Origin of the sequence: Allgaiera indica (genome assembly GCF_900106675.1) — a bacterium.
Classification (GTDB): domain Bacteria; phylum Pseudomonadota; class Alphaproteobacteria; order Rhodobacterales; family Rhodobacteraceae; genus Acidimangrovimonas; species Acidimangrovimonas indica.
Window position 1 is genome coordinate 39303 of the sequence record NZ_FNOB01000022.1, and the last position, 24724, is coordinate 64026.

The following is a 24724-nucleotide window of genomic DNA, read 5'->3' on the forward strand; positions in this document are numbered from 1 at the left end:
CGGCGCCGCTATAGTGCGCGCTCCGAACCAGATGGGGAAGATTCATGGCCGAGATCGAGGTGGGCATCATCATGGGCAGCCAGTCCGACTGGCCCACGATGAAGGAGGCCGCGGCCATCCTCGATGAGCTGGAAGTGCCCTACGAGGCCCGGATCGTCTCTGCCCACCGGACGCCGGATCGGCTGTGGTCCTATGGCCGCGAGGCCGCCGGGCGCGGCCTCAAGGTGATCATCGCGGGGGCCGGTGGCGCGGCGCATCTGCCCGGGATGATGGCGTCGAAGACCCGGGTGCCGGTGATCGGGGTGCCGATCCAGACGCGGGCACTGTCGGGCGTCGACAGCCTGTATTCCATCGTCCAGATGCCGCGCGGCTTTCCGGTGGCGACGATGGCAATCGGGGCGGCGGGGGCGGCCAATGCGGGGCTGATGGCCGCCGCGATCCTGGCCAATGACGATGCGGCGCTGGCCGCGCGGCTGGAGCGCTGGCGCGCCGATCTTTCGGCCTCGATCCCCGAGGAGCCCCGCGATGACTGAACCGCTTGCCACTGGGGCCACGATCGGGATCCTCGGCGGCGGCCAATTGGGGCGGATGCTGTCGGTCGCCGCCGCGCGGCTGGGCTTTCGCACCCATATCTACGAGCCCGCGGCCCGCCCGCCCGCCGCGGACGTGGCCCATGCCGTGACCACCGCCCCCTATGAGGACGAGGCCGCGCTGCGGGCCTTTGCCTCGGCGGTCGACGTCATCACCTATGAATTCGAGAACATTCCCACCGCGGCGCTGGACCTGCTGGAAGCGCATCGCCCGATCCGACCGGGCCGGCGCGCCCTGGCGGTCAGCCAGGACCGGATCGCCGAGAAGGATTTCCTCACCGGTCTGGGCCTGTCGACCGCACCCTATGCCGGGGTCGACAGCGCCCAGGATCTGGAGGCCGCGATCGCCCGCATCGGCACGCCCGCGATCCTGAAGACGACGCGCCTGGGCTATGACGGCAAGGGCCAGGCGCGGCTGCGCGCGCCCGCCGACGCGGCGGCGGCGCTGGCGGCGATGCAGGGCGCCCCGGCGGTGCTGGAAGGTTTCGTCGACTTCAGCCACGAGGTCAGCGTGATCGCGGCGCGCGGCCCCGGCGGCGAGGTCGCGGCCTATGATCCGGGCGAGAACGTCCACCGCGACGGCATCCTGCACACGACCACCGTGCCCGCGCGGCTGAGCCCGGCGCAACGCTCGGATGCGGTGCTGATCGCGGCGCGCATCCTCAACGCGCTTGATTACGTCGGCGTCCTGGGGGTCGAACTGTTCGTCACCGCGCAGGGCCTGCTGGTCAACGAGATCGCGCCACGGGTCCACAATTCGGGGCACTGGACACAGAACGGCTGCGCCGTGGACCAGTTCGAGCAACATATCCGCGCCGTCGCGGGCTGGCCGCTGGGCGATGGCAAGCGCCACAGCAACGTGGTGATGACCAATCTCATCGGGGAGGAGATCGAGCAGGTCCCCGGCCTGGCGCGCGAATCGATGTGCGCGCTGCATCTTTACGGCAAGGCCGAGGCCCGCCCGGGCCGCAAGATGGGCCATGTCAACCGCGTCAACGGACCCGCGCGGGGCTAGGTCCGCAGGCGGCGCGGGCCGCGAAGGCGGGCGACGGCAAGCGCGGTTTTCCCGCGATCACTTCTCGGTGGTTTTCCGCCGGCCGGGCTGGCAAGGCCGGAACCGCGACCCCATGTGATGCGTCTGTCCGGCATATGATCCACGAGCGGCTCGCGCCGCCCGCGGAAAAAACATCATCCTTTGCGAAGGAGGAGAAAGACATGAACGTTGTTTCGAAAAATGCCGGTGTTTCGCGCGGGGCAGTCGCCGCGGTTGTGTCCCTGGCGCTTGGGGCCGCCGTGGTCACGCCCGCCTATGCCGACAACGGCGAGGTCGCCCGCGGGCTGATCCTCGGGGCGGTCGGCGGCTATGCGCTGAGCCAGATGCAGGCCCGGCACGAGCGCCAGGTCGTGCGCCGCAACTATGTGGTCGAACATCCCGCCTACCAGGAGCGCGACAATGACGATCGGGCGGTGAACGAATATGCCTACACCCCGGCCGCGGCCTCGCCCTCGCAACGCGCGTTCAACAGCCAGCAACGCCGGATGCGGGTCTCGATCCAGTATCAGCTGATGCAGCGTGGCCTTTACAATGGCGCGCTGGATGGCGCCTGGGGACCGCAGACGTCGAGAGCGCTGTACGCCTATGCGCGCAACCATCACATGGAGGGCAAGCTGGCCACCGTGCACGGATCGGACCGGCTGTTCGCCAAGCTTCTGGGCTGACGCGCATCACGACGCGATCCGGGGCCTGCCGGTGGCGGTGACGCCCAGGCGGGCCTCGATGAACATCTTTCGCCCTTCGACCGCGGCTTCGCGGATCTCGCGCGCAGGCGTCAGGTGCACCGCCTCTGCCCCGGCGGCGCGGGCCCGCGCCAGCGCCATATCGGCGCAGGCCGCCGCGGCCGCGTCCAATGCCGCGTCGCGGTCGGCGTAGGTTTCGATCCCGCCCGGAAGATGAACGGCAAATTCGCCATCGCCGGGGCAGGTGACCAGAACCTCCGCCCGCATCGACACCTGCCCCACCACCGCACCGATGGCATTGGCCACCCCGGCATGTTCGGGCAGGATCACGCGAGTGTTGAGCATCTTGCCCACCGCCCCGTAATAGGCCGGCGCCGAGGCCCCGAGCCCCACCAGGGGCACCCCAAGCCGCGCCTCCAGCGTCACCAGCCCCGCGCGCCGGGCGAAGGCCGCGCGGGTCAGGGGGTGGCGGGCCAGCGCTTCGGGTGCCTCGGGCCAGGCGGGGTCGTCCTGGGCGAAGGCGGCATCCAGCAGGCAATCAACGGTCTGGGCCTGCAGCCGGGCGATGATGGCGTGGGCCAGCGCGTGCGCATCCGCCGCGATCCGCTCGCCGCGCCCGTCGCGGCGTCGCGCCATCAGGCGCAGGGCCTTCTCGGCGGCGCCCGCGTCCCAGGCCGACAGCCCCCCCAGCACATGGCTTGCGTCCGACGGCGTCACCCCCGCGACCGACACCAGCCCCAGCTGCACCAGCCGCGCCAGGGCCGCGGAGTCGATGCTTGTCTTCAGCACCAGGCCCAGCGGCACCGGGGCGGGCGCAATGCGGGCCCAGAGCGCGGCCTCGCGCGGGGGCAGGCCCAAGGTCTGGCCCAAGGTCTGGCCCTGTGGCTGCCCCTGTGCGACAGGCAGCGCGAAACGGCCATCGTGCTGGCCCGGCGTCGCGGTTGCCAGCGCACGGTCCAGCGCGGCATGCACCATTTCGGGCGCCTGGGTGGCCAGCAGCGACACCGGCACCAGCCGGCGCGGACCCAGATGCAGCCCGGTCTCGAACCCGTCGCGCAGATGCACCTCGCTGTCGCCGCCAAGGCCGGTCGAACGCGTCGCCACCGCCTCGACCATGGTGCGCCAGCCGCCGACTTGCGCGCCCTGCGGGTCGATCGCGGGGCGGCCGCCGCGCAGGATCGCCACATCGGTCGTGGTGCCGCCGATGTCCGACACCAGCGCGTCCTCGATACCCGTCAACCAGCGCGCGCCGACGATCGAGGCCGCGGGGCCGGACATGATCGTCTCGATCGGCCGGGCACGCGCCAGAGAGGCAGAGATCAGCGCCCCGTCGCCGCGCACGACCATCAGCGGGGCGGCGACGCCGATCGCGGCCAGATGGGCCTCGCAGGACTCGATAAGCCGGGTGATCATGCCGATCAGGCGCGCGTTCAGCACCGCCGTCAGCGCGCGTTTGGGACCGTTGAGATTGGCCGACAATTCATGCGAGCAGGTTACCGGGAGGCCACTGACGCGGCGGATCAGCCCGGCCGCAGCCAATTCATGCGCGGGATTGCGGGTCGCGAAACTGGCGGCCACCGCGAAGCCCTGCACATTGGGCGCGAGACGGTGGATTTCGGCTTCCAGCGCGTCCAGATCCAGCGGCGCAAGCTCTGCCCCAGAGGGGCCGTGGCCGCCGGCAAGGCACACCACCGGATCGCCGGCCAAGACAGCTTGCAGCCCGCCGCGCGCCAGATCATCGGCGCCGAAGCCGATGAAGACCAGGGCCACGCGGCCGCCCCGGCCCTCGACCAGCGCATTGGTGGCCAGCGTGGTCGAGAGCGAAACCAGCGAGACCGCACCCGGCGCGACACCCGCGCGCGCCAGCGCAGCATCCACCGCGCGGCCCACCCCCAGCATGAGATTTTCGTGCGTGGTCAATGACTTGGCGGCACCGATGACGCGGCCGACCTCGCCGCCTGGCGCCTCTTCCAGCACGGCCGCATCCGTATAGGTGCCACCGGTATCGACGCCCAGCAATATCGCCATCTTCATCCTCTTTGGTCACCGCCGACCGCACAAGTCGCGCCACCGTTCCGTTCGGCCGGGCGCGACCCGACGCGCCTTGGAATGCCGTTTCAGCGGCGGGGCCCTTGCCCCTTCGCCATTGACGCTCGGACGGGGCCGCCGGCATATTTGCGCCGGAAACGACACCCGGCACATCACGCGGCGCCTTCAGGCACCTCCGCGGGGGGCCCGCGGCCCGCATTGCCCGGCACCGGGGCGGCTCTGGCCGGGGGGCGCCTATTTCGCCATGGCGCGCTGGAACGCGGGGCGTGCCATGGTCTTCTCGAGATAGTCGATCAGCCGGGGTTCCGTGATCGGGAACTTGGCGGTCGTCGCCCAGACTAGACAATGACCCAGCAGGATATCGGTGACCAGGTATTCCGGACCGGCGACGAAGGGTGCGTCGCCCATGCGTTGCACCAGGACCTTCTGGCTGCGCTCGAATTCCCATTTCAGCGAATCCTTGATTGCCGAATGGCGCAACTCTTCGGGCAGGATGAAGCTGTGGCGCGCCGCGACCCACAGTACCGCGTCGAATTCATCCAGCAGGAATTGCGTCAGGCTGTCTTGCCGCGCGCGCTCCAGCGTGCCCGCCTTGTAGGTCAGCTTGCCATGCTTGTCGGCCAGATACTGGTTGATCGCGGTGGAATCGGTGATCGCCGCACCGTCGACTATCAGCACCGGCACCTTGCCCGAAGGATTCAGCGCCATCACCTCCTGAGAGCGTGGCGGGGCGTTGTGATGGGCGTAGGGCAGGCCCAGCTCCTCGAGCATCCACAACACGCGGCCCGCGCGGGTATTGGCGGGGCCGATCACCGTGTAGCCTTGGTTTGACATCTCGTGCTCCTATCGTTGGGCCAGCATGGCAAGGCGGATCAGGCTGCGTTCCATCACCGCGCGGGCGGGCGCCCGGGACGACGAACGCAGGGCGAGGTCGGTCTCGATCAGGATGGCAAGCGCGGTTTCCACCTTGCGGGTGCCCCATTGGCGCAACTGGCGCAACATGCGGTCGCGGCGCGGGCCGAAGACCGGCGGGCGCAGGCGCTGCAGCCCGGCAGCCGACCCGCCCGGATCCGAGGCCGCGGCGTGAAGCGCGCGGAAATGGCGCAGCGCGAAGATGCAAAGCGTCACGGGCGCCACCCCCTGCCCTTCCAGCCGCGACAGCAGCGGGCCCAGTTCGGCCTGGCGGCCCTCGGCCACCGCATCGATCACCTCATCCACCCCGGCCTCGGTACTGCGCGGAGCCGACAGCGCGACTTCCTCGGCCGTCAGGGGGGTCGCGTCCCCGAACTTGTAGAGGCCGATCTTCTCGACCGTCTGGCGGAAATCGCCCGGGTCGATCATCCGCGCCAGCGCCAGAAGATCGGTCATCGCGGCATCGTCGATCCGGGCGAGACCCGCCTTCTTCAGCTCGGCCTCGATTTCGTCGCGGCCGGGCGGGTCGTCGTAGATGCCGATCGCATAGGCGGATTTATGCGCCTCGAACAGCTTGCGCAGGGCCGAACGGGCATTGAGCTGCCCGGCGGTCACCACGATCGCGGCATCGCCCTCGCGCCATTCGGACAGGGTGGTCTCGATCAGCTTTGCCAGCCCGTCGCCGGCGTCCTCGACGAAGGCCACGCGCGCGCCGGGAAAGAAGCCCTGTGCCTTCACCGCGTCCAGCAGCGCCGCCCCGTCCTTGCGCAGATCGGCGGCCGGGATCCGGGTCAGGCGCATCTCGGCCTCGCCCTCGGGGCCGATCAGGGCGGCGATCGCCTGCTGCCGCTTCAGCGCCACGCGCATCGCGTCGGCGCCATACAGCAAAAGCCCCGCCCGCGCGGGATCGGGCCGGGCGATATAGCGGCGTGCCTCTGGCCCTGAAAGTTTCATCTGTTCCACTGCGCCGACGTGGCGAGCAGGCGGGTGGCGATCTCATCGGCGAGGATCACCATCAGGCGCCGGTGGGCGTCGGCGCGCGCGGCCAGCGTCGCCACGGTAGAGCCGGTCGCGCCGTAGGAGGTGAAGCTGTGCGCCTCGCCCTGGCCAAGCACGCGGCCAGAGGCTGCGTCGCGCAGCGTGTAATGGACCGACCCCACGACATCGTAGCGGGTGGTGGTGTTGTCGGGGGTGATGGCGACGCCGGTTTCACGGGTGCGGATCGTGTAGCCCAGGGTGAAGCGGGCGTCCTGCGGCCGGCCCAGGCGTGCCTCGATCTGGTTGACCAGATCGAAGGCGTCGCGGTCGGCCGGCGTATCGGGACGGATCTTTCCGCGAATCCCCGCCGCAGGCCCACCAGGCCCGTAGGCCGGGGCAAAGCCGCAGGCAGCCAGCGGCAGCGCCGCCAGCGCGATCAGCAGGGAACGGCGGTCAGGCGACGACATTGACGATGCGACCCGGCACGACGATGACCTTCTTCGGCGCCCGCCCTTCCAGCGCGCGTACCACAGCATCGTCCGCCAGCGCGCGCTTTTCAACCTCTTCGCGCGGCAGGTCCTTGGGTACGGTGATCTCGGACCGGCGCTTGCCGTTGAACTGGATCGGCAGGGTCACGCTGTCTTCGACCAGCATCGCCGGATCGGCCTTGGGCCAGGGCGCGTCGGCCACCAGCCCCACGCCGCCCAGCATATGCCAGATCTCTTCGGCCAGATGCGGCGTCATGGGCGACATCAGTTGCGCCATGGTGCGCATCGCCTGCCGCTTGGCCCCGGCGCTGGCATCGGTGCGCTGCACCGCGTTGGCGAAGGCATAAAGCGCCGCGACGGCCTTGTTGAAGGCGAAACCCTCGATCCCGTCGCGCACCTCGGCGATGGTGCGGTGCATCGCCTTCATCAGCGCTTCGTCCTGGGTCGCGTCGCCCGGTCCGCGCGCGTCGACTTCAGCCGCCAGTCGCCAGACCCGACCCAGATGCTTGAACGCCGCTTCGGCGCCTGACGCCGTCCATTCCACGTCGCGCTCGGGCGGGCTGTCGGACATCACGAACCAGCGCGCGGTATCGGCGCCGAAGCTTTCGACGATGTTCACCGGGTCGACCACGTTCTTTTTTGATTTCGACATCTTGGCCGAGGGTACGATGGTCACCGCCTCGCCCGTGGTCTTGAGCTTGCCGTCCTCGACCTCCTCGGGCAGGTGATAGACCGCGCGGCCCTTCTCGTCACGGGTCATGTAGATCTCGTGCGTCACCATCCCTTGGGTGAAGAGCGCGTTGAAGGGTTCGATCGCGGTCTTGGGCAGGTGGCCGGTGATCTGCATCGCGCGCGCGAAGAAGCGCGAGTAAAGCAAATGCAGGATCGCGTGTTCGATGCCGCCGATGTACTGGTCGACATTCATCCAGTAATCGACCTCTTCGCCCACCGTCGGCGTGGTGGCGCGCGGTGCGGTGAAGCGGGCGAAATACCACGAGCTGTCGACGAAAGTGTCCATCGTGTCGGTCTCGCGCCGCGCCGGCTTGCCGCAGGCAGGGCAGGCACAGTCGCGCCAGGTCGGATGCCGGTCAAGCGGGTTGCCCGGGCGATCGAAGCTGACATCGTGCGGCAGTTCGACAGGCAGGTTTTCCTTCTTCTCGGGCACCACGCCGCAGGTGTCGCAATGCACCACCGGGATCGGACAGCCCCAGTAGCGCTGGCGCGACAGGCCCCAGTCGCGCAGGCGGAACCTGGTCTGGCCGCGGCCCAGGCCCTTTTCCTCGAACCAGTCGATGGTGCGGTCGATCGCCTCCTGGCTGGTGGCCTCGGTGATGCCCGCGAAATGGTCGACGTAGACGACCGGCTCGGTCTTCGGCGGCACCAGCGCCTCGGTTCCGACCTCTTCGCTGGATCCCGGCATGTGGAAGGCGTTGCGCACCGGCAGGTCGTATTTGCGGGCGAAATCCAGATCGCGCTGGTCATGCGCCGGGCAGCCGAAAACCGCGCCGGTGCCGTAATCCATCAGCACGAAATTCCCGATCCAGACCGGCAGTTCGCGGCCCTCGGCCGGGTGGCGCACCGTCAGGCCGGTGTCGAAGCCGCGCTTTTCGGCGGTTTCCAGCGCCTCTTCGGTGGTGCCCATGCGGCGGCATTCGGCGTTGAAGGCGGCCATCTCGGGATTGCCTGCCTCCAGCGCCTTCGCCAGCGGATGGTCGAAGGAAATCGCGACAAAGCTGGCGCCGTGCATCGTGTCGGGGCGGGTCGAATAGCAGGGGATGGTGTCGATCCCCGCCGTCGGCGCGGTCAGGGGAAAGTCGATCTCCAGCCCGCGGCTCTTGCCGATCCAGTTCGACTGCATCAGCCGCACCTTCTCGGGCCAGTCCTTCAGCCCGTCGAGCGCCTCCAGCAGTTCATCGGCGAAATCCGAGATCCGGAAGAACCACTGGGTCAGTTCCTTGCGCTCGACCACCGCGCCCGAGCGCCAGCCCTTGCCGTCGATCACCTGCTCGTTCGCCAGCACCGTCATGTCGACCGGATCCCAGTTGACCACGGCGTTCTTGCGGGTGATCAGCCCGGCCTTCAGCATGTCGATGAACAGCGCCTGCTGCTGGCCGTAATATTCCGGGTCGCAGGTCGCGAATTCGCGGGTCCAGTCCAGCGAAAAGCCCAGGGGCTTCATCTGCTGCTTCATGTCGGCGATGTTCTGATAGGTCCAGTCGCGCGGGTTGGCACCCTTCTCCATCGCGGCGTTCTCGGCCGGCATGCCAAAGGCATCCCAGCCCATCGGGTGCAGGACAGAGAACCCGCACGACCGCTTGTAGCGCGCCACCACGTCGCCCATCGTGTAGTTGCGCACATGGCCCATATGGATGCGGCCCGATGGATAGGGGAACATCTCAAGCACATAGTATTTCGGCTTGGCCGGGTCGCGGCGCGCCAGGAAGGTGCCGGCCTTGTCCCAGGCTTCTTGCCATTTCGGCTCGGTCGTGGCGGGATCGTAACGCGACATGAAAGGCCCCTTGGTCGGAAATGGACGCGGAGGCCGTTATATCGTGGCAGGCGCCAAGGTCCAGACGGGAATGGCCCCGCACCCCGGGCCATGGGTTAGGCCACTGGGACGCGGGGCGCGCCGTCGACCCGTCCAGTGGCAGCGCGGGAGGAGCGCCAGCCGGGGTCGGGGCTGCTCGGGGAGTGGGGAGCGCCCCCCGAGCCATGCGGCCCGCCCCGGGCAAGGGCGGGCCGGCACTGTAATGACCTACTTCGCGGCCTTGGTCTTCGACGCGAGCTGCCAGACCTCGTCGACGATCTTGTGGTTGCGGTAGACCAGCACATAGCGCGCCGGCACCGTCATCTTGCCGCTGAACCTCACGTCGGCGGTCACCGTCATGCCCGACTTGCCGCCACTGACCTTCACGTCGCTGACATGCGCGGTCATCTTGCCCATGTCATGCTCGAAGCGCTGCCAGACATCCTTGATCGCCTCGGTCCCGCGATAGGTGCCGTTAAGCGTGCCGCCCACCCAGTTCAGCGTGGCGTGGGGGGAGTATTGCGCCATGATCGCGCCGACCCGGCCGGTCGCGACATCGCGGAAGTGGCGCGCCGCATCGGGGGCATGCATCGCCGCCTTGCTAAGCTTGGAGGTCATGGCCTTGGTATCGACCGCGGCGGTCGGGGCCTTGGCGGTGACCGACGCCGTGGCGGCGCCGCTGGTGCCGACGGTCGCAGAGGTACCGGCGGTACCGCCGCTGGCCGACGCGCTGCCGCTGCCGCTGCCGCCGACGCCCGCGCTGCCCACCGAGGGCGCCGCCGCGCCCGCCGCGCCGGACACGCCACCCGCGGCTGAACCGCCAGCGGCAAAGGCTGGCCCGACGGCGAGTGCTGCCACGCTGGCAAGGATCAGTGCTTTCTTCTGCATGGGAAATCTCCAATTCGCTGAGTCGCCAATGGAAAACGCGGCCCGGGGGTTTGCGTTCCCGGGCTGCGCGGATCTTCGCCAAAAGTTGATCGAGCGCGGCGACGCCGCCTCGGCGCGCACGCGCGGCCTTGCCGCTAATCCTCGATCTTGCGCGCCTCGGAGGCCAGCATGATCGGAATGCCGTCGCGGATCTGATAGGCCAGATGCGCGGACCTCGACACCAGTTCCTGGGTCTTGGCGTCATAGCTGAGCTGACCCAGGGTCAGCGGGCAGACCAGGGCTTCCAGCATGCGCCGGTCGAAGGGCGCCCCTGCGGGCACCGAAGCCGGGTCCGACCCCGGGGCGGGTTGATCGGTCATTGCGGCATCTCCTCGGACGAGCCGCCGCGCAGGGCGAACTCGATCAGTGTCACGATGGTTTCGCGGCGACATTCAAGGCTGGGCGCCTCAAGCAGGGCCTGCTTGTCCTCGGGTTCGAACGGGCAAAGCATCGACAGCGAGTTGATCAGCAACTCCTCCTCGGCGTCGCACAGGCTGTCCCAATCGGTCGACAGGCCGATCTCGCGGAAATACCGGCGGAGCAGGACAAGAAAGCCCTGCCGATCGAACCCGCGATCGGTCTCTGCCCCGCCCTCGTCACGGCGAAAGCAGGTCCAATCCACCTCGGCGCGCAGATAGGGGGTGAAGCCTTCGACCTCATGCTTCAGCTTGAAACGCGAGATCCCGGAGAGGGTGATCATGTAGCGCCCGTCTTCGGTTTCCGAGAAGGCGGTGACACGGCCGGCGCAGCCGATCTTGTGGAATTTCGACCCCGAACAGCCCGCCGGCATATCGCGCGGCTGGATCATGCCGATCAGCCGGTGATCCGTCTTCAGCACGTCTTCAAGCATCGCCAGATAGCGCGGCTCGAAGATATGCAAGGGCAGGCGCGCGCGCGGCAGCAAAAGCGCGCCCGGAAGGGGGAACAGGGGCAGAACCCGCGGTAGATCGGAATGGCTGCGCATGGCCAAGAGCTAGCGCGCGGAACCGGTCAGGCAAATATCATCGAGGACAGCTTGCGCCGACCCTTCAGGACCACCGGATCCTTGGCGTCGAGCGCGTCGAAGATGGTGAACAGCTGCGCCTTGGCGGCGCCGTCGTTCCATTCGCGATCGCGGCGGAAAATTTCTAGCAACTCGTCCACCGCGGCCTCGGTCTCGCCGGCGCCGTACAGCGCCTGGGCCAGATCGAAACGGGCCTGGTGATCGGCGGGATCGGCCTCGACCCGCGCCCGCAGCTCATCGGCGGGGCCGGCCTTTTCGGCCTGCCGCGTCAGCGCGATCTGGGCACGCACGGCTTCAATCTCCTTGGCCTGGGCGATCTCGGCGGGGGCATTGGCCAGCAGTGCCTCGGCCTGATCGACATTGCCCAGCGCCAGATGAGCCCGCGCCAGCCCGCCATAGGCGGCCGCATTGGCCGGATCCTCGCCCAGGATGGCGGCGAAGACCTCGGCCGCGCCGGCAGCGTCGCCCTGGCCCAGCATCGCTTCGGCCTCTTCCGCCGCGGCGCCCAGCCCGCCGTCGTCGCCCGCGCCCGAAACGAGCCGGTCGATGAAGGCCTTGATCTCGGCCGGCGGAACCGCGCCCTGGAAGCCGTCGACAGGCTTGCCGCCCGAGAAGGCATAGACGGTGGGGATCGACTGCACCCGCGCCTGGGCGGCGATCTGGGGGTTTTCGTCGACGTTGATCTTGACCATGCGGACCTTGCCGCCCGCCGCGTTCACCGCCTGTTCAAGGGCCGGCCCCAGCGTCTTGCACGGCCCGCACCAGGGCGCCCAGAAATCGACGATCACGGGAACCTCGTTCGAGGCCTCGATGACGTCCTGAACGAAGGTCGCGTCGCTGCCGTCCTTCACATAGCCTTGCGACCCCTTGTTGGCCGCGCCAGTGCCCAATTCGATCATGTCGTCCCCCTTTCGGTTCGGTTGCGCCCTATATGTGCCCGCAAGCGCCAAAGGCCAAGGGGCAATTGCCCCTTGCGCAGCATACCGGCCGGCGGCGGCGCCCCGATCCCCGCCTGATCACAGATCGAAGCTGGCGAAGACCGGGGCATGATCCGAGGGCTGATCCCAGCCGCGCACGGCGCGCAGGATGCGGCTGGAATGCGCGGCATTCGCGATGTCGGGCGAGGCCCAGACGTGATCGAGCCGCCGGCCCTTGTCCGCCGCGTCCCAATCCGGCGAGCGGTAGGACCACCAGGAATACAGATTGCCCTCGGGGATGTCCTTGCGGGTCACATCGACCCAGCCGCCGGCGCCCTGGGTCTCGGCCAGTTGGGCGACCTCGACCGGGGTGTGGCTGACCACCTTCAGCAATTGCTTGTGATTCCATACGTCATCCTCGCGCGGGGCGATGTTGAGATCGCCGACCAGGATCGAGCGCTTGGGCCGCTCGGCGTGGAAATGGTCGCGCATCGCGGTCAGGTAGTCCAGCTTCTGGCCGAATTTCTCATTTTGCGCGCGGTCGGGGATATCGCCACCGGCGGGGACATAGAAATTGTGGATCGTCACCCCGTTCTCCAGCCGTGCCGCCACATGGCGGGCGTGGCCGAGATCGGCGAAATCGCGGTCTCCGCAATCCTCGAGCGGCAGCCGCGACAGGATCGCCACGCCGTTATAGCACTTTTGCCCGCGCGCGACGCAATGGGTGTAGCCCTGCGCGCGGAAGACATCGAGGGGCATCTTGTCGACCGGGCTTTTGCATTCCTGCAGGCACAGCACATCGGGCGCCTCTTCACGCAACAGCCGGGCAACCAGGGCGGCGCGCAGGCGAATCGAGTTGATGTTCCAGGTCGCAAGCGTGAAGGGCATGGAAAAGGTCCTTGGGAATGGTCTGGGGAGGGGCCTTGCGGGCGCGCGTGGGCGTTCCTTGGGGGCATTGGGGGGCTTCGGGGCGTAGGATAGGGGCTGGGCCGGGCGGCCTCAACCCGGTTTGCGGCACGGCGCCGGATCGCGCCGCGCGGCCCGCGCCAAGCCCCCTTCACAGCAGCCCCCCCCGCTGAAACCCGCCGCCCGCACGCCGGCTTGAACCCGGGCGCGCGGCGGGCGAATATCGCCGCAACGATCGGAGACCCCATGCACCGCCCCGCCCTGCCCATCCTTTCCGCCCTTGCCCTGGCGGTCGCCTGCGCGGCGCTGGCCGGACTGGCCGCGGCCCCTGCACGGGCCACCACGCTGGGGCGGATGACGATGGACATCGGCCGGCACCGGATCGCCTATCGCGTCACCGACGCCGCCGACGCCGGCTCGGGGTGGGAGGCGCGGCCCGAAGGCCGGCAGCTGTCGATCCTGTGGCAGGGGCCGCGGGCGACCGACCTTCTGCTGATGGAACTGGTGGTGAAGGATGGCCGGGCGGTCAGCGGACGCATCGCCCTGCCCGAGTCGCGCGACGGCACGTTGGAGGCGAAGATGCCACGCAGCCTGACCCTGCATCTTGCCCGGGTCCGCACCGATGGCGGTTGGCTGAAGATCCGCGGACGGATGTCGGGCACGCTGTATCCGGCGCGCCGCAACGGCAAGCTGTTGCCCGAGGACGGCACACGCATTTCGGCGCGGTTCGACAGCTGGGTCCCGGGCATCACCCCCGCGCCGCCGAAACCCTTGGGCGCGAAGGCGGCGGGCAAGACGGCAACCACCCGTCCGGGCCCGCTTGCCACGGGTCGTGCCGCGCAGCCTCCGCGCCTGCGCCCGGCCCCGATCGCGCCGCGCCCGCGCCCCCGGCTGTCTGACGCGACCGCCCGCGCCGCCACCGCGGCCACGGCGAAAGCCGCAGCCCCGCATCCCGCGCCGCCGGCGTCGCAAAGCGAAAGGCCCCGGTCTTCCGGGGCCTTCCAGAATACGGAAACCTCCGGCTCTACTGTTTCAGCGCCGCATCGGTGATCTCGTGCGTCCAGGCGCCCTCGGGCTGCTTGGTGATCGCCGGATTCGACGGTGACACCGCCGACAGAAGCGTGTGCACCGTCTCCTTGTATTGTTCGACATTCAGCGCGCCGCTGCCGATCAGCTTCGCCACCTGATGCATCATGTATTCCTGATGCTTGAGGGTCTGTGCCCCGGAGGCGTCGTTGTCGAGCACGATCTTCGCGGCTTCGTCGGGATGGGCGACGGCCCATTTCCAGCCTTCCATCGAGGCGCGGACGAACTTGACCATATCGGCCTTGAACTTGGGATCCTTCAGCTTGGGCTCAAGCACATACAGCCCGTCCTCCAGCATCCCCACGCCTTCCTTGAGGTAGTTGAAGGTGACCAGCTGATCGGGCTTGATGCCCGCATCCAGCACCTGGCCGTATTCGTTATAGGTCATGACCGAGATGCAATCGGCCTGATGCTGCAGCAGCGGATCGACGTTGAAGCCCTGCTTGAGCACCGTCACCCCGTCCTTGCCGCCATTGGTCGGGATCTTCAGCTTGGCCATCCAGGCATAGAACGGATATTCGTTGCCATAGAACCAGACCCCCAGCGTATGGCCGGGGAAATCCTCGGGCGACTTGATGCCGGTCGATTTCAGGCAGGTCAGCTCCAGCCCGCCTTCCTTGAACGGCTGGGCGATGTTGACCAGCGGCAGGCCCTTTTCGCGCGCCGCCAGCGCCGCGGCCATCCAGTCGACAATGACATCGGCGCCGCCGCCGGCGATCACCTGCTCGGGGGCGATGTCCGGCCCGCCAGGCTTGATGGTGACGTCAAGACCTTCCTTCTTGTAGAAGCCCTTGTCCTTGGCGACGTAATAGCCCGCGAACTGGGCCTGGGTGACCCATTTCAGTTGCAGCGTGATGTGGTCGGCGGCATGTGCCCCCCCGGCCATCAGCACCCCCGCGATTGCCCCTGCAAAGAGTTTCTTCATAAATACCTCCGTGTTGGCGGGCCGGGTTGGTCCCGGTCCCGTGATTGATTTGCGCAGGCTTACCCCCGCGCGCGTTGCGACGGATGCCAGAAGGTCACCGCCTTCTCGATCATCGCCACAATCCCGTAGAAGGCGCTGCCCGCCAGCGCCGCCACCGTGATTTCGGCCCAGACCATCGGCAGGTTCAGCCGCCCGACCTCTGCCGAGATGCGAAAGCCCATGCCGACGATGGGCGAGCCGAAGAACTCCGCCACGATGGCACCGATCAGCGCCAGCGTCGTCGCGATCTTGAGACCGTTGAAGATGAAGGGCATCGCGGCGGGAAGCCGCAGCTTCCAAAGCGTCTGCCAGTAGCTGGCCGAATAGGTGGCCATCAGGTCGCGCTGCATGCGTTCGCTGGCGGCCAGGCCTTCGACCGCGTTGACCAGCACCGGAAAGAAGACCATCGCCACCACCACCGCCGATTTCGACTGCCAGCCGAAGCCGAACCACATCACCAGGATCGGTGCCGTGCCCACGATCGGCAGCGCGGCGGCGAAATTGCCCACCGGCAAGAGGCCGCGCTGCAGGAAGGGCGAGCGGTCGATCAGCACCGCCACCAGCACCGCGGCCGCGCACCCGATCGCATAGCCCGACAGCGCCCCCTTCATGAAGGTCTGGACGAAATCCACCCACAGGATCGGCAGGCTTTCCGAGATCTGCACCGCGATCTCGGTGGGGGTGGGCAGGATCACCTGGGGCACGTTCAGTCCGCGCACCACGGCCTCCCACATCACGAGAAGGGTGAGGCCGAACAGCGACGGCACGATCAGCCGCACAGCGCGCGTCCCCGCCGCCGGCCCGTTCGCCAGCCGCGCGTTCAGCGCCCAGGCACCGGCCCAGAAGAGGAAGGCGAAGGCGATCCAGATCATTGCCGCATCCCCATCCGCTTCAGCGTGACCGCCTGCAGCGCGCCGATGACGCCGACCATCGCCGCCGCCACGATCGCGGCCATGAACAGCGCCGACCAGATCATCACGGTCTGGCCGTAATAGCTGCCCGACAACAGCCGCGCGCCAAGGCCGGCGACCGCGCCGGTGGGCAATTCGCCGACGATCGCCCCCACCAGCGCGGCCGCGGCGGCGATCTTCAGCGAGGTGAAGAAATAGGGCATCGAGGCAGGAAAGCGCAGCTTCCAGAACGTCTGCGCCCGGCTCGCCGAATAGGTGCGCAACAGATCGAGCTGCATCGCATCGGGGCTACGAAAGCCCTTCACCATGCCCACAACGACGGGAAAGAAGCTCAGATAGGCGCTGATTACCGCCTTCGGAAAGAGCCCGGTGACGCCGATCGAGGCCATGACCACGATGATCATCGGCGCGATAGCGAGGATCGGAATGGTCTGGCTGGCGATCGCCCAGGGCATCACGGACATGTCCATCGCCCGGTTGTGCACGATCCCCACCGCCAGCAGCACCCCCAGCCCGGCGCCGATGGCAAAGCCCAGCAGCGTCGCCGACAGCGTGATCCAGGCATGATAGACGAGGCTGCGTTTCGAGGTCACCGCCTGGCCGAAGACGCCCTGCCATAGCCCCTCGGCCACCTGATGCGGCGCCGGCAGCACCGGCCGCTTCTGGTCCATCGTGTCCCGCACGATCTGGGTGAAGCTGAGCGTCTGCTTGTTGCGCGCCGCCTGATCCAGCGTCCATTGCGAATTCATCCAGACCGACCCCGCATACCATAGCGCGACGATCGCCGCGACGACGGTCAGGATGGGAACCACCAATCTCATGCCAGCGCCCCCGCCCTGCTTTCATTGTTCCCCAAATACGCCTGCCGCGCCCGCATCCCGCGCCATGTCTTGCGTATTTTAAGAACAATGAAAGGATTTCGGGATTCAATGGCGCCACGGTACAGGCTGGCGAGCCGATGACCGTGAACGATGAAAGGGGCGCCCGCGTCCTTTCCCAAAGCGCGGGACGGCACCGGGGGGCGGCGGCGCTTCGTCATCCCCCGGGCCGATTGCCACGCGGCAGCCCGTTGCAAGCTATACCTCATAGCTATGTCCTGCCCTCAGCCCTTCGCGCACGCGGTGGGCGACCTCGATGAATTCGCGGCTGTCGCGGATGTCCAGCGGGCGCTCCTGCGGCAGCGGGCTGTCGATCACGTCGGTGATCCGGCCCGGGCGCGGCGACATCACCACGATCTTGGTGGAAAGATACACCGCCTCGGGAATCGAATGGGTCACGAAACCAATGGTCTTGCCTGTCCGTGCCCAAAGCTTCAGAAGCTCTTCGTTCAGGCGATCGCGCACGATCTCGTCCAGCGCACCGAAGGGTTCGTCCATCAACAGGATATCGGCGTCGAAGGCCAGCGCCCGCGCGATCGAGGCGCGTTGCTGCATCCCGCCCGACAACTGCCAGGGAAATTTCTTGCCGAAGCCCGCCAGGTCGACCAGTTCCAGCACCTGCGCAACCCGCCGATCCTGCTCGGCCCGGGGGAAGCCCATGATTTCCAGCGGCAACTTGACGTTGCCGGCGATCGTGCGCCAGGGATACAGCCCCGCGGCCTGGAAGACATAGCCATAGGCGCGGGCGCGGCGCGCTTCGTCCGGGGTCATGCCGTTCACGCTGAGCATGCCGCCAGTCGGCGTTTCCAGCGCCGCGATGGCGCGCAGGAAGGTGGTCTTGCCGCAACCCGAGGGGCCGATGAACGAGACGAACTCACCCCTCCCGACCGTCAGGGTCACGTCCTTGAGCGCCTGCACCGGCCCGTCGGCGGTCTGGAACGCCAGATCGAGGCCCTTCGCCTCGATCACCGTGGCGCGGTCGAGCGTATCCTTCATCTAGACCCCGCTCGCCGGGATGCCGGAACGCTGCACCGGGCGCGGCGCGGTCAGTTCCTTCCAACTGCTGAGCGCCCGGTTGACGGCGCCATTGGCCGGACGCTTGACAAATTCACCATGCCCCTCCTTGGGCCGGATCTCGCCGTCGTGCACCGCGACGCGGCCGCGCGTCAGGGTGAAGCGCGGCAGACCCTTCACATGCTTGCCCTCGAAGACGTTGTAATCGATCGCCGATTGCTGGGTCTTCGCGCTGATCGTCTTCTCCCGCAAAGGGTCCCAAACGATCAGGTCTGCATCCGCCCCCACCAGCACCGCGCCCTTCCTGGGATAGATGTTCAGGATCTTGGCGATGTTGGTCGAGGTCACGGCCACGAATTCGTTCGGCGTGATCCGCCCGGTATTCACCCCGTGGGTCCAAAGCATCGGCAGCCGGTCCTCCAGCCCCCCGGTCCCGTTCGGGATCTTGGTGAAATCGCCCACCCCATACCGCTTCTGATCGGTGGTGAAGGCACAATGATCCGTCGCCACGACCGAAAGCGATCCAGCGGCCAGCCCGGCCCAAAGGCTGTCCTGGTGCTGCTTGTTGCGGAAGGGCGGGCTCATCACCCGGCGCGCCGCGTGGTCCCAGTCCTTGTCGAAATATTCGCTTTCATCCAGCGTCAGGTGCTGGATCAGCGGCTCGCCCCACACCCGTTTGCCCTGCTGGCGCGCGCGGCGGATCGCCTCGTGGCTTTCCTCGCAGCTGGTGTGCACCACATAAAGCGGCACGCCGGCCATGTCGGCGATCATGATCGCGCGGTTGGTCGCCTCGCCCTCGACCTGGGGGGGGCGCGAATAGGCATGCGCCTCGGGGCCGTTGTTGCCGGCCGCCAGCAGCTTGGCCGACAGTTCCGCCACGACGTCGCCGTTCTCGGCGTGGACCAGCGGGATCGCGCCCAGCTCGGCACAGCGGCTGAAGCTGGCGTAAAGCTCGTCGTCATTGACCATCAAGGCGCCCTTGTAGGCCATGAAATGCTTGAAGGTGTTGATGCCGCGCTCCTGCACCACGGTCTTCATCTCGTCAAAGACCTGCTCGGACCACCAGGTGATCGCCATGTGGAAGCTGTAATCGCAATGGGCGCGGGTCGATTTGTTGTCCCACATCTGCAAGGCGTCCAGAAGCCCCTGGCCCGGCGAGGGCAGCGCGAAATCCACCACCATTGTGGTGCCGCCCGACAACGCCGCGCGCGTGCCGCTCTCAAAATCATCCGCCGAATAGGTGCCCATGAAGGGCATCTCCAGATGGGTGTGCGGATCAATCCCGCCGGGCATCACATAACAGCCCGTTGCATCCAACACTTCATCACCCTTCAGATCCGGCCCGATCTGGGTGATCTTGCCGCCCTCGACCAGCACATCGGCCTTGTAGGTCAGATCCGCAGTGACGATGGTTCCGTTCTTGATGACAGTGGTCATGTTTGTCTCCCTGTCCGTCCGAAAGAAGCCCCAAAGCCCCTTCATCTTGGTGAAAGTACTCCGGGGGGTCCGGGGGGCTGGCCCCCCGGCGCTATTCCACGATCTCCGCGGTCTCCAGCACCGCGTGCAGCAGCACATCGGTGCCCGCGGCGGCCCATTCGGGGCTGATCTCCTCGGCCTCGTTGTGGCTCAGCCCGCCCACGCAGGGGCACATGATCATCGCCGTCGGCGCCACGCGGTTGATCCAGCAGGCATCGTGCCCCGCCCCCGAGATGATGTTCATGTGGCTGTATCCCAGCCGCTCGGCCGCGCCCCGCACCGCCGCCACGCAGCCTTCGTCGAAGGTGACCGGATCGAAGCCGCCGACCTTCTCGAATTCCACCCCCAAGCCCATCTCATCGCAGATCTCGCGCGCGCCGGCCTTCAGCCGTTCCTCCATGTCCTTGATCACCGCAAGCTCGGGCGAGCGGAAATCGACCGTGAACACCACGCGCCCCGGGATCACGTTGCGCGAATTGGGGTAGACGTCGACATGCCCCGCCGCACCCACCGCATGAGGGGCATGCGACCAGGCGATCTCGTCCACCAGCTGCAACACCCGCGCCATGCCAAGGCCCGCGTTCTTGCGCATCGGCATGGGGGTCGATCCGGTGTGGCTGTCCTTGCCGGTGATCGTCACCTGGGTCCAGCTCAGCCCCTGGCCATGGGTCACGACGCCGATCTCCTTGCCCTCGGCCTCCAGGATCGGGCCCTGTTCGATGTGCAGCTCGAACATCGCATGCATCTTGCGCGCGCCGACCTCTTCGTCCCCGACCCAGCCGATGCGCTTGATCTCGTCGCCGAAACTCTTGCCCTCGGCATCCTCGCGCCCATAGGCCCAATCCTGGGTATGAACGCCCGCGAAGACCCCCGAGGCCAGCATCGCGGGGGCAAAGCGCGTGCCCTCCTCGTTGGTCCAGTTGGTGACCACGATCGGGTGCTTCGTCCTGATGCCCAGGTCGTTCATCGTGCGGATCGCCTCAAGCCCGCCCAGAACACCCAGCACGCCGTCATATTTACCGCCCGTGGGCTGGGTATCGAGATGGCTGCCCATGTAGACCGGCAGCGCCTGCGCGTCCTCGCCCGGACGGGTCGCGAACATGTTGCCCATGCTGTCGACGCCCATCGTCAGACCCGCCTCCTCGCACCATTTCCGGAACAGCGCGCGTCCCTCGGCATCGGCATCGGTCAGCGTCTGGCGGTTGTTGCCCCCCGCGACGCCCGGCCCGATCTTGGCCATTTCCATGAGCGATTCCCACAGACGTGCGGGATCGATGCGGAGGTTTTCTCCGGGTGCAGCCATGTCATTCTCCCTGTCGGCGGGGCTTCGGTGCCCTCTTGCGACGAATCCAATTCTGACCGTATGGTCAGGGTTCAGCAGGCCACGCGCTGACCAAGTGGTCAACAATTTTCTGGGGAGATCGCAGCGGGTGAATGACGAATCCGGCGTTGAGCGCCCAAAAATCGGGCGCCGCGAGGCGCAACGCCAGGCGACCGAGGAAGCGATTCTGACGGCGGCCGAGACGGTCTTTGCCGAGGCCGGTTACGGCGGCGCCACGATGCAGCTGATCGCCGATCTCGCCGGGCTGCCCAAGGCCAACCTGCATTACTATTTCGCCACCAAAGAGGCGCTCTACCGCGCGGTGGTCGAACGGATCTTCGAGATCTGGCTGCGCGCGGCGGATACGATGGACGGCGCTGCGGATCCGGCCCAGGGCATCGGCGCCTATATCGACGCGAAGATGGAAATCTCGCGCCGCCATCCGAACGGGTCAAAAGTCTGGGCGTCCGAGGTGATGCACGGCGCGCCGGTGATCCAGGACTATCTGGAGACCACGCTGCGCAACTGGACCGCAGGCCGCGTCAAGGTGATCGAGCGCTGGATCGCCGAGGGCAAGATGGCGCCGATGAACCCCGAGCACCTGCTCTACATGCTCTGGGCCACGACCCAGCACTACGCCGATTTCAACCACCAGATCGAAACCTTGAACGGCGGCAAGCCGTTGACCCGCGCCCAGTGGGCCGCCGCCAAGGCCAGCGTCAAGGAACTGATCCTGCGCGGCATCGGCGTGGCCTGACGCGCAGCGCCGCCCATGGTCTTTGCCCGCGCCCCGCGCTAGGCAGGGGGCTGATCCCGCCCCAACACGGAATTCCGCCATGATCCTTTACGGTATCGCCACCTGCGACAGTTGCAAGAAGGCGCGCAAGGCGCTGGAAGGCGCGGGCCGCGACGTGACCTTTCGCGACATCCGCGCCACACCTCTGACCGAGGCCGAATGGGCGCCCTTCATCGCCGAATTCGGCGACGCCCTGGTCAACCGCAAGTCGACCACCTGGCGCGGCCTGTCGGACTGGCTGCGCGAATCCGAAACCGAGGCCCAGCTTCTGGCGCAGCCCACGCTGATGAAACGCCCCCTCATCGCCGAAGACGACAAGATGACGCTGGGCTGGGACGCCAAGTCCCAGGCCGTCTGGGGGGTCTGATCGCGGCCCCGCCTGCCTTGCCGATCCGGCCCCCCCGGGGGGCACACCCCGTCGTCATCGGCGCGCGGACCAATCGCGCACCGATGGCGCCCCCACGCGGTGTCCGGACCAGGAAGAAGACGATCTGCCTTTCATCGTTCCCCAAATACGCCAGCGGCGCGTGAATTTGGCGCCCAAGGCTTCCCGCTCTCCCTCCCCCAGATATTGCCCTGGCCTTGCGTGAAGCCCCCAAGGGTGGGATAGTCGCCCGAACCAATCCAGAAACGACCGAGCCCCGAGCATCCCATGGCCGACGACCTCCTCTCCGCCGACCCCTCCGCCAGCTATGACGCCTCTTCGATCGAGGTGCTCGAGGGGCTGGAACCCGTGCGCAAGCGCCCCGGCATGTATATCGGCGGCACGGACGAACGCGCCCTGCACCACCTGGTGGCCGAGATCCTCGACAACTCCATGGACGAGGCCGTCGCGGGCCATGCGACCCGGATCGAGGTGGAGCTGGCCGCCGATTACACCGTCACGATCCGCGACAACGGCCGCGGCATGCCCTTCGATCCGCACCCTAAATTCCCGGGCAAGTCGGCGCTGGAGGTGATCCTGTGCACCCTGCACGCGGGCGGCAAGTTCTCGGGCAAGGCCTATCAGACATCGGGCGGCCTGCACGGGGTCGGCGCCTCGGTGGTGAACGCGCTGTCGGACCGGATGCGGGTGGAGGTGGCGCGCAACCGCGAACTGGTGGCGCAGGAATTCTCGCGCGGGGTCCCGCAGGGGCCGCTGCAGCATCTGGGCGCTGCTCCGAACCGGCGCGGCACCACGACCAGCTTCCATGCCGACGAGCAGATCTTCGGCCATCACCGCTTCAAGCCGGCGCGGCTGATGCAGATGGTGCGCTCGAAGGCTTACCTGTTCTCGGGCGTCGAAATCCGCTGGAAGACCGCGATCCCCGATGGCGACACGCCGATGGAGGCCACCTTCCACTTTCCCGGCGGGCTGTCGGATTACCTGAACGAGACGCTGGGCCAGGCTTCGACCTATGCCGACCGCCCGTTCGCCGGCCGGGTGGAATTCCAAGAAAAGTTCGGCGTCCCCGGCCGCGTCGAATGGGCGATCAACTGGACGCCGGCGCGCGACGGCTTCACGCAAAGCTACTGCAACACCGTGCCCACCCCCGAGGGCGGAACGCATGAGGCCGGCTTCTGGGCCGCGGTCCTGAAGGGGATCCGCGCCTATGGGGAATTGGTGAACAACAAGAAGGCCGGGCAGATCAGCCGCGAGGACCTTCTGGGCGGCGGCTGCGCGCTGATCTCGGCCTTCATCGCGGAACCCGAATTCGTCGGCCAGACCAAGGACCGGCTGGCCACCGCCGAGGCCCAGCGTCTGGTGGAAGGCGCGGTGCGCGACCATTTCGACAACTGGCTGGCCGCCGACACCAAGGCCGCGGGCGCGATCCTCGATTTCCTGGTGCTGCGGGCCGAGGAACGCCTGCGCCGGCGGCAGGAAAAGGAAACCGCCCGCAAGACCGCCACCAAGAAGCTGCGGCTGCCCGGCAAGCTGGTCGATTGCTCGGCCACCAACCGCGACGGGACCGAGCTGTTCATCGTCGAGGGCGATTCGGCCGGCGGCAGCGCCAAGATGGCGCGCAACCGGGTCAACCAGGCGCTGCTGCCGCTGCGCGGCAAGATCCTGAACGTGCTGGGCGCGGCCAGTTCCAAGCTGGGCACCAACCAGGAGATCAGCGACCTGACCCAGGCGCTGGGCACCGGCCTTGGCACCAAGTTCCGCATCGATGACCTGCGCTACGACAAGATCATCATCATGACCGACGCCGACGTGGACGGCGCCCATATCGCCAGCCTTCTGATGACCTTCTTCTTCACCCAGATGCGGCCGCTGATCGACCAGGGGCATCTGTACCTTGCCTGCCCGCCGCTGTTCCGCCTCACGCAAGGGGCGAAGCGGATCTACGCGCTGGACGAGGCCGAGAAGGAGGCCTGGCTGCAAAAGGGCCTGGGCGGCAAGGGCAAGATCGACGTGAGCCGCTTCAAGGGTCTGGGCGAGATGGACGCCAAGGACCTGAAGGAAACCACGATGGACCCGTCCTCGCGCAAGCTGATCCGGGTGACGATCGACGAGGACGAGCCGGGCGAGACCGGGGATCTGGTCGAGCGGCTGATGGGCAAGAAGCCCGAACTGCGGTTCCAGTATATCCAGGAAAACGCGCGGTTCGTGGAGGAGCTGGATGTGTGAGTGAGGCCTCGCAACTGTCCACGCAACTGCCGCTGTGGGTGGACTATCTGAAGGCGTTTCTTACGCCAGTGATAGCGGCTTTCGGCGTTGGCATTGCATGGCAGCAGTGGCACGTCAGCCGCGGAAACCTGAAGGAAAGGCTTTTTGATCGGCGGTATATTGTTTTCGAAAGAACCCGGGACTTTCTACAGGGCATACTGAGCGATCGAAAACTGACTTCAGCCTCCCTTACGAATTTTCATATTCAAAGTCAGGAAGCGCGGTTCCTATTTGACGAAGATTTCTTCAAATATCTCGAAGAAATCTACACCCATGCATACAAATTTAGGCAACAATCGAACTTGCTTCAGACAACAGCAGCTCACCTCCCCGAGCATCAAGAATATCTACGCAATGAAAACGAAGAATTCTCTTGGCTTTACGGAAAACGGAACAAGTTACACACTGAATTTCGGCCATGGATTGGCCTTGAGAAGTACAAATGAATAGCTGAAGAGATGATTCCTTTTGTTATTCCACCCATAGCGGCGCATGTGCCTAGGGTGAGGACTCATAGCCAATAGATGACAGTTGCGGCAAGGGCGATGGCTGAGAGGAAGACCTTCGGACATCTATCGTATCGTGTTGCGACAC

24 protein-coding genes and 1 pseudogene are annotated in these 24724 nt (G+C 67.0%); 8 read left to right on the top strand and 17 right to left on the bottom strand.

Features of this window, described 5'->3' with window-relative positions; translation table 11 throughout:
• Positions 1-44 precede the first annotated feature (44 nt).
• The 3 genes from purE (at position 45) to BLV97_RS16565 (ending at position 2309) form a co-directional block, all read left to right on the top strand.
• Positions 45-533: a 5-(carboxyamino)imidazole ribonucleotide mutase gene (gene purE, locus BLV97_RS16555; protein WP_035838415.1), complete on the top strand. Its 489-nt coding sequence runs from the start codon at positions 45-47 to the stop codon at positions 531-533.
• Positions 526-1605, top strand: coding sequence for a 5-(carboxyamino)imidazole ribonucleotide synthase (locus tag BLV97_RS16560; protein ID WP_035838417.1), 1080 nt, complete (start codon positions 526-528; stop codon positions 1603-1605). The genes purE and BLV97_RS16560 overlap by 8 nt, the downstream gene beginning before the upstream one ends.
• A 200-nt stretch (positions 1606-1805) precedes the next feature.
• Positions 1806-2309 carry a hypothetical protein gene (locus BLV97_RS16565; protein WP_143037567.1) on the top strand — a complete coding sequence of 168 codons (504 nt, stop codon included), beginning with the start codon at positions 1806-1808 and terminating at the stop codon, positions 2307-2309.
• 6 nt (positions 2310-2315) lie between these two features.
• Here BLV97_RS16565 and BLV97_RS16570 read toward each other — a convergent pair whose 3' ends face one another.
• The 10 genes from BLV97_RS16570 to BLV97_RS16615 all read right to left on the bottom strand — a co-directional run bounded on the left by BLV97_RS16570 (position 2316) and on the right by BLV97_RS16615 (position 13016).
• A complete protein-coding gene (locus BLV97_RS16570) occupies positions 2316-4355 on the bottom strand; it encodes a hydantoinase/oxoprolinase N-terminal domain-containing protein (protein ID WP_035838451.1) in 2040 nt (679 codons plus the stop codon).
• A 255-nt stretch (positions 4356-4610) separates the two neighbouring features.
• Entirely contained in the window at positions 4611-5210 is a 600-nt protein-coding gene (locus tag BLV97_RS16575; protein ID WP_035838421.1) for a glutathione S-transferase family protein, read from the bottom strand.
• Between the two features lie 9 nt (positions 5211-5219).
• Positions 5220-6242, bottom strand: coding sequence for a DNA polymerase III subunit delta (holA, locus tag BLV97_RS16580; RefSeq protein WP_035838453.1), 1023 nt, complete (start codon positions 6240-6242; stop codon positions 5220-5222).
• Positions 6239-6733, bottom strand: a complete 495-nt coding sequence (lptE, locus tag BLV97_RS16585; protein ID WP_035838422.1) for an LPS assembly lipoprotein LptE — start codon at positions 6731-6733, stop codon at positions 6239-6241. The genes holA and lptE overlap by 4 nt, the downstream gene beginning before the upstream one ends.
• Positions 6720-9263 (bottom strand): leucine--tRNA ligase, encoded by a 2544-nt coding sequence (gene leuS, locus BLV97_RS16590; protein WP_035838424.1) that lies wholly within the window; start codon positions 9261-9263, stop codon positions 6720-6722. The genes lptE and leuS overlap by 14 nt, the downstream gene beginning before the upstream one ends.
• A 246-nt stretch (positions 9264-9509) precedes the next feature.
• A complete protein-coding gene (locus BLV97_RS16595) occupies positions 9510-10169 on the bottom strand; it encodes a nuclear transport factor 2 family protein (RefSeq protein ID WP_051645847.1) in 660 nt (219 codons plus the stop codon).
• Positions 10170-10303: 134 nt separating this feature from the next.
• Entirely contained in the window at positions 10304-10528 is a 225-nt protein-coding gene (locus BLV97_RS16600; RefSeq protein ID WP_035838426.1) for a Trm112 family protein, read from the bottom strand.
• On the bottom strand, positions 10525-11172 hold the full coding sequence (locus BLV97_RS16605; RefSeq protein ID WP_035838427.1) for an LON peptidase substrate-binding domain-containing protein: 648 nt from the start codon (positions 11170-11172) through the stop codon (positions 10525-10527). Before BLV97_RS16605 ends, BLV97_RS16600 begins: the two co-directional genes overlap by 4 nt.
• Positions 11173-11198: 26 nt before the next feature.
• On the bottom strand, positions 11199-12110 hold the full coding sequence (gene trxA / locus BLV97_RS16610; protein WP_035838428.1) for a thioredoxin: 912 nt from the start codon (positions 12108-12110) through the stop codon (positions 11199-11201).
• A gap of 117 nt (positions 12111-12227) precedes the next feature.
• The gene (locus tag BLV97_RS16615; protein WP_035838430.1) at positions 12228-13016 is read right to left on the bottom strand and encodes an exodeoxyribonuclease III; all 789 of its coding nucleotides are present in this window, start codon (positions 13014-13016) and stop codon (positions 12228-12230) included.
• A 264-nt stretch (positions 13017-13280) separates the two neighbouring features.
• On the opposite strand from BLV97_RS16615, the gene BLV97_RS16620 reads away from it, so the two are divergent.
• Positions 13281-14084, top strand: coding sequence for a hypothetical protein (locus BLV97_RS16620; RefSeq protein ID WP_035838432.1), 804 nt, complete (start codon positions 13281-13283; stop codon positions 14082-14084).
• Here the strand turns inward: BLV97_RS16620 and BLV97_RS16625 are convergent.
• The 6 genes from BLV97_RS16625 to BLV97_RS16650 form a co-directional block, all read right to left on the bottom strand.
• Positions 14059-15045, bottom strand: coding sequence for an ABC transporter substrate-binding protein (locus tag BLV97_RS16625; protein ID WP_035838433.1), 987 nt, complete (start codon positions 15043-15045; stop codon positions 14059-14061). The two genes, BLV97_RS16620 and BLV97_RS16625, sit on opposite strands and share 26 nt — an antisense overlap.
• A 59-nt stretch (positions 15046-15104) precedes the next feature.
• A complete protein-coding gene (locus BLV97_RS16630) occupies positions 15105-15956 on the bottom strand; it encodes an ABC transporter permease (protein ID WP_035838435.1) in 852 nt (283 codons plus the stop codon).
• Entirely contained in the window at positions 15953-16816 is an 864-nt protein-coding gene (locus BLV97_RS16635) for an ABC transporter permease (RefSeq protein ID WP_035838437.1), read from the bottom strand. The genes BLV97_RS16630 and BLV97_RS16635 overlap by 4 nt, the downstream gene beginning before the upstream one ends.
• 255 nt (positions 16817-17071) lie before the next feature.
• A complete protein-coding gene (locus BLV97_RS16640; RefSeq protein ID WP_035838439.1) occupies positions 17072-17869 on the bottom strand; it encodes an ABC transporter ATP-binding protein in 798 nt (265 codons plus the stop codon).
• Positions 17870-19324, bottom strand: a complete 1455-nt coding sequence (gene hydA / locus BLV97_RS16645; RefSeq protein WP_035838441.1) for a dihydropyrimidinase — start codon at positions 19322-19324, stop codon at positions 17870-17872.
• Positions 19325-19415: 91 nt separating this feature from the next.
• The gene (locus tag BLV97_RS16650; protein ID WP_035838443.1) at positions 19416-20666 is read right to left on the bottom strand and encodes a Zn-dependent hydrolase; all 1251 of its coding nucleotides are present in this window, start codon (positions 20664-20666) and stop codon (positions 19416-19418) included.
• 127 nt (positions 20667-20793) lie between these two features.
• On the opposite strand from BLV97_RS16650, the gene BLV97_RS16655 reads away from it, so the two are divergent.
• From BLV97_RS16655 to BLV97_RS16670, 4 genes are all read left to right on the top strand, one after another.
• On the top strand, positions 20794-21441 hold the full coding sequence (locus BLV97_RS16655) for a TetR/AcrR family transcriptional regulator (RefSeq protein WP_051645848.1): 648 nt from the start codon (positions 20794-20796) through the stop codon (positions 21439-21441).
• Between the two features lie 79 nt (positions 21442-21520).
• Complete coding sequence (locus BLV97_RS16660; protein ID WP_035838445.1) at positions 21521-21847, top strand: arsenate reductase family protein; 327 nt, start codon at positions 21521-21523, stop codon at positions 21845-21847.
• Positions 21848-22132: 285 nt separating this feature from the next.
• Positions 22133-24091 carry a DNA topoisomerase IV subunit B gene (gene parE, locus BLV97_RS16665; protein WP_035838447.1) on the top strand — a complete coding sequence of 653 codons (1959 nt, stop codon included), beginning with the start codon at positions 22133-22135 and terminating at the stop codon, positions 24089-24091.
• The gene (locus tag BLV97_RS16670; RefSeq protein WP_035838449.1) at positions 24088-24576 is read left to right on the top strand and encodes a hypothetical protein; all 489 of its coding nucleotides are present in this window, start codon (positions 24088-24090) and stop codon (positions 24574-24576) included. The genes parE and BLV97_RS16670 overlap by 4 nt, the downstream gene beginning before the upstream one ends.
• 65 nt (positions 24577-24641) lie before the next feature.
• Here BLV97_RS16670 and BLV97_RS20890 read toward each other — a convergent pair.
• Positions 24642-24724, bottom strand: a pseudogene (locus tag BLV97_RS20890) (IS5/IS1182 family transposase); the annotation flags it as partial.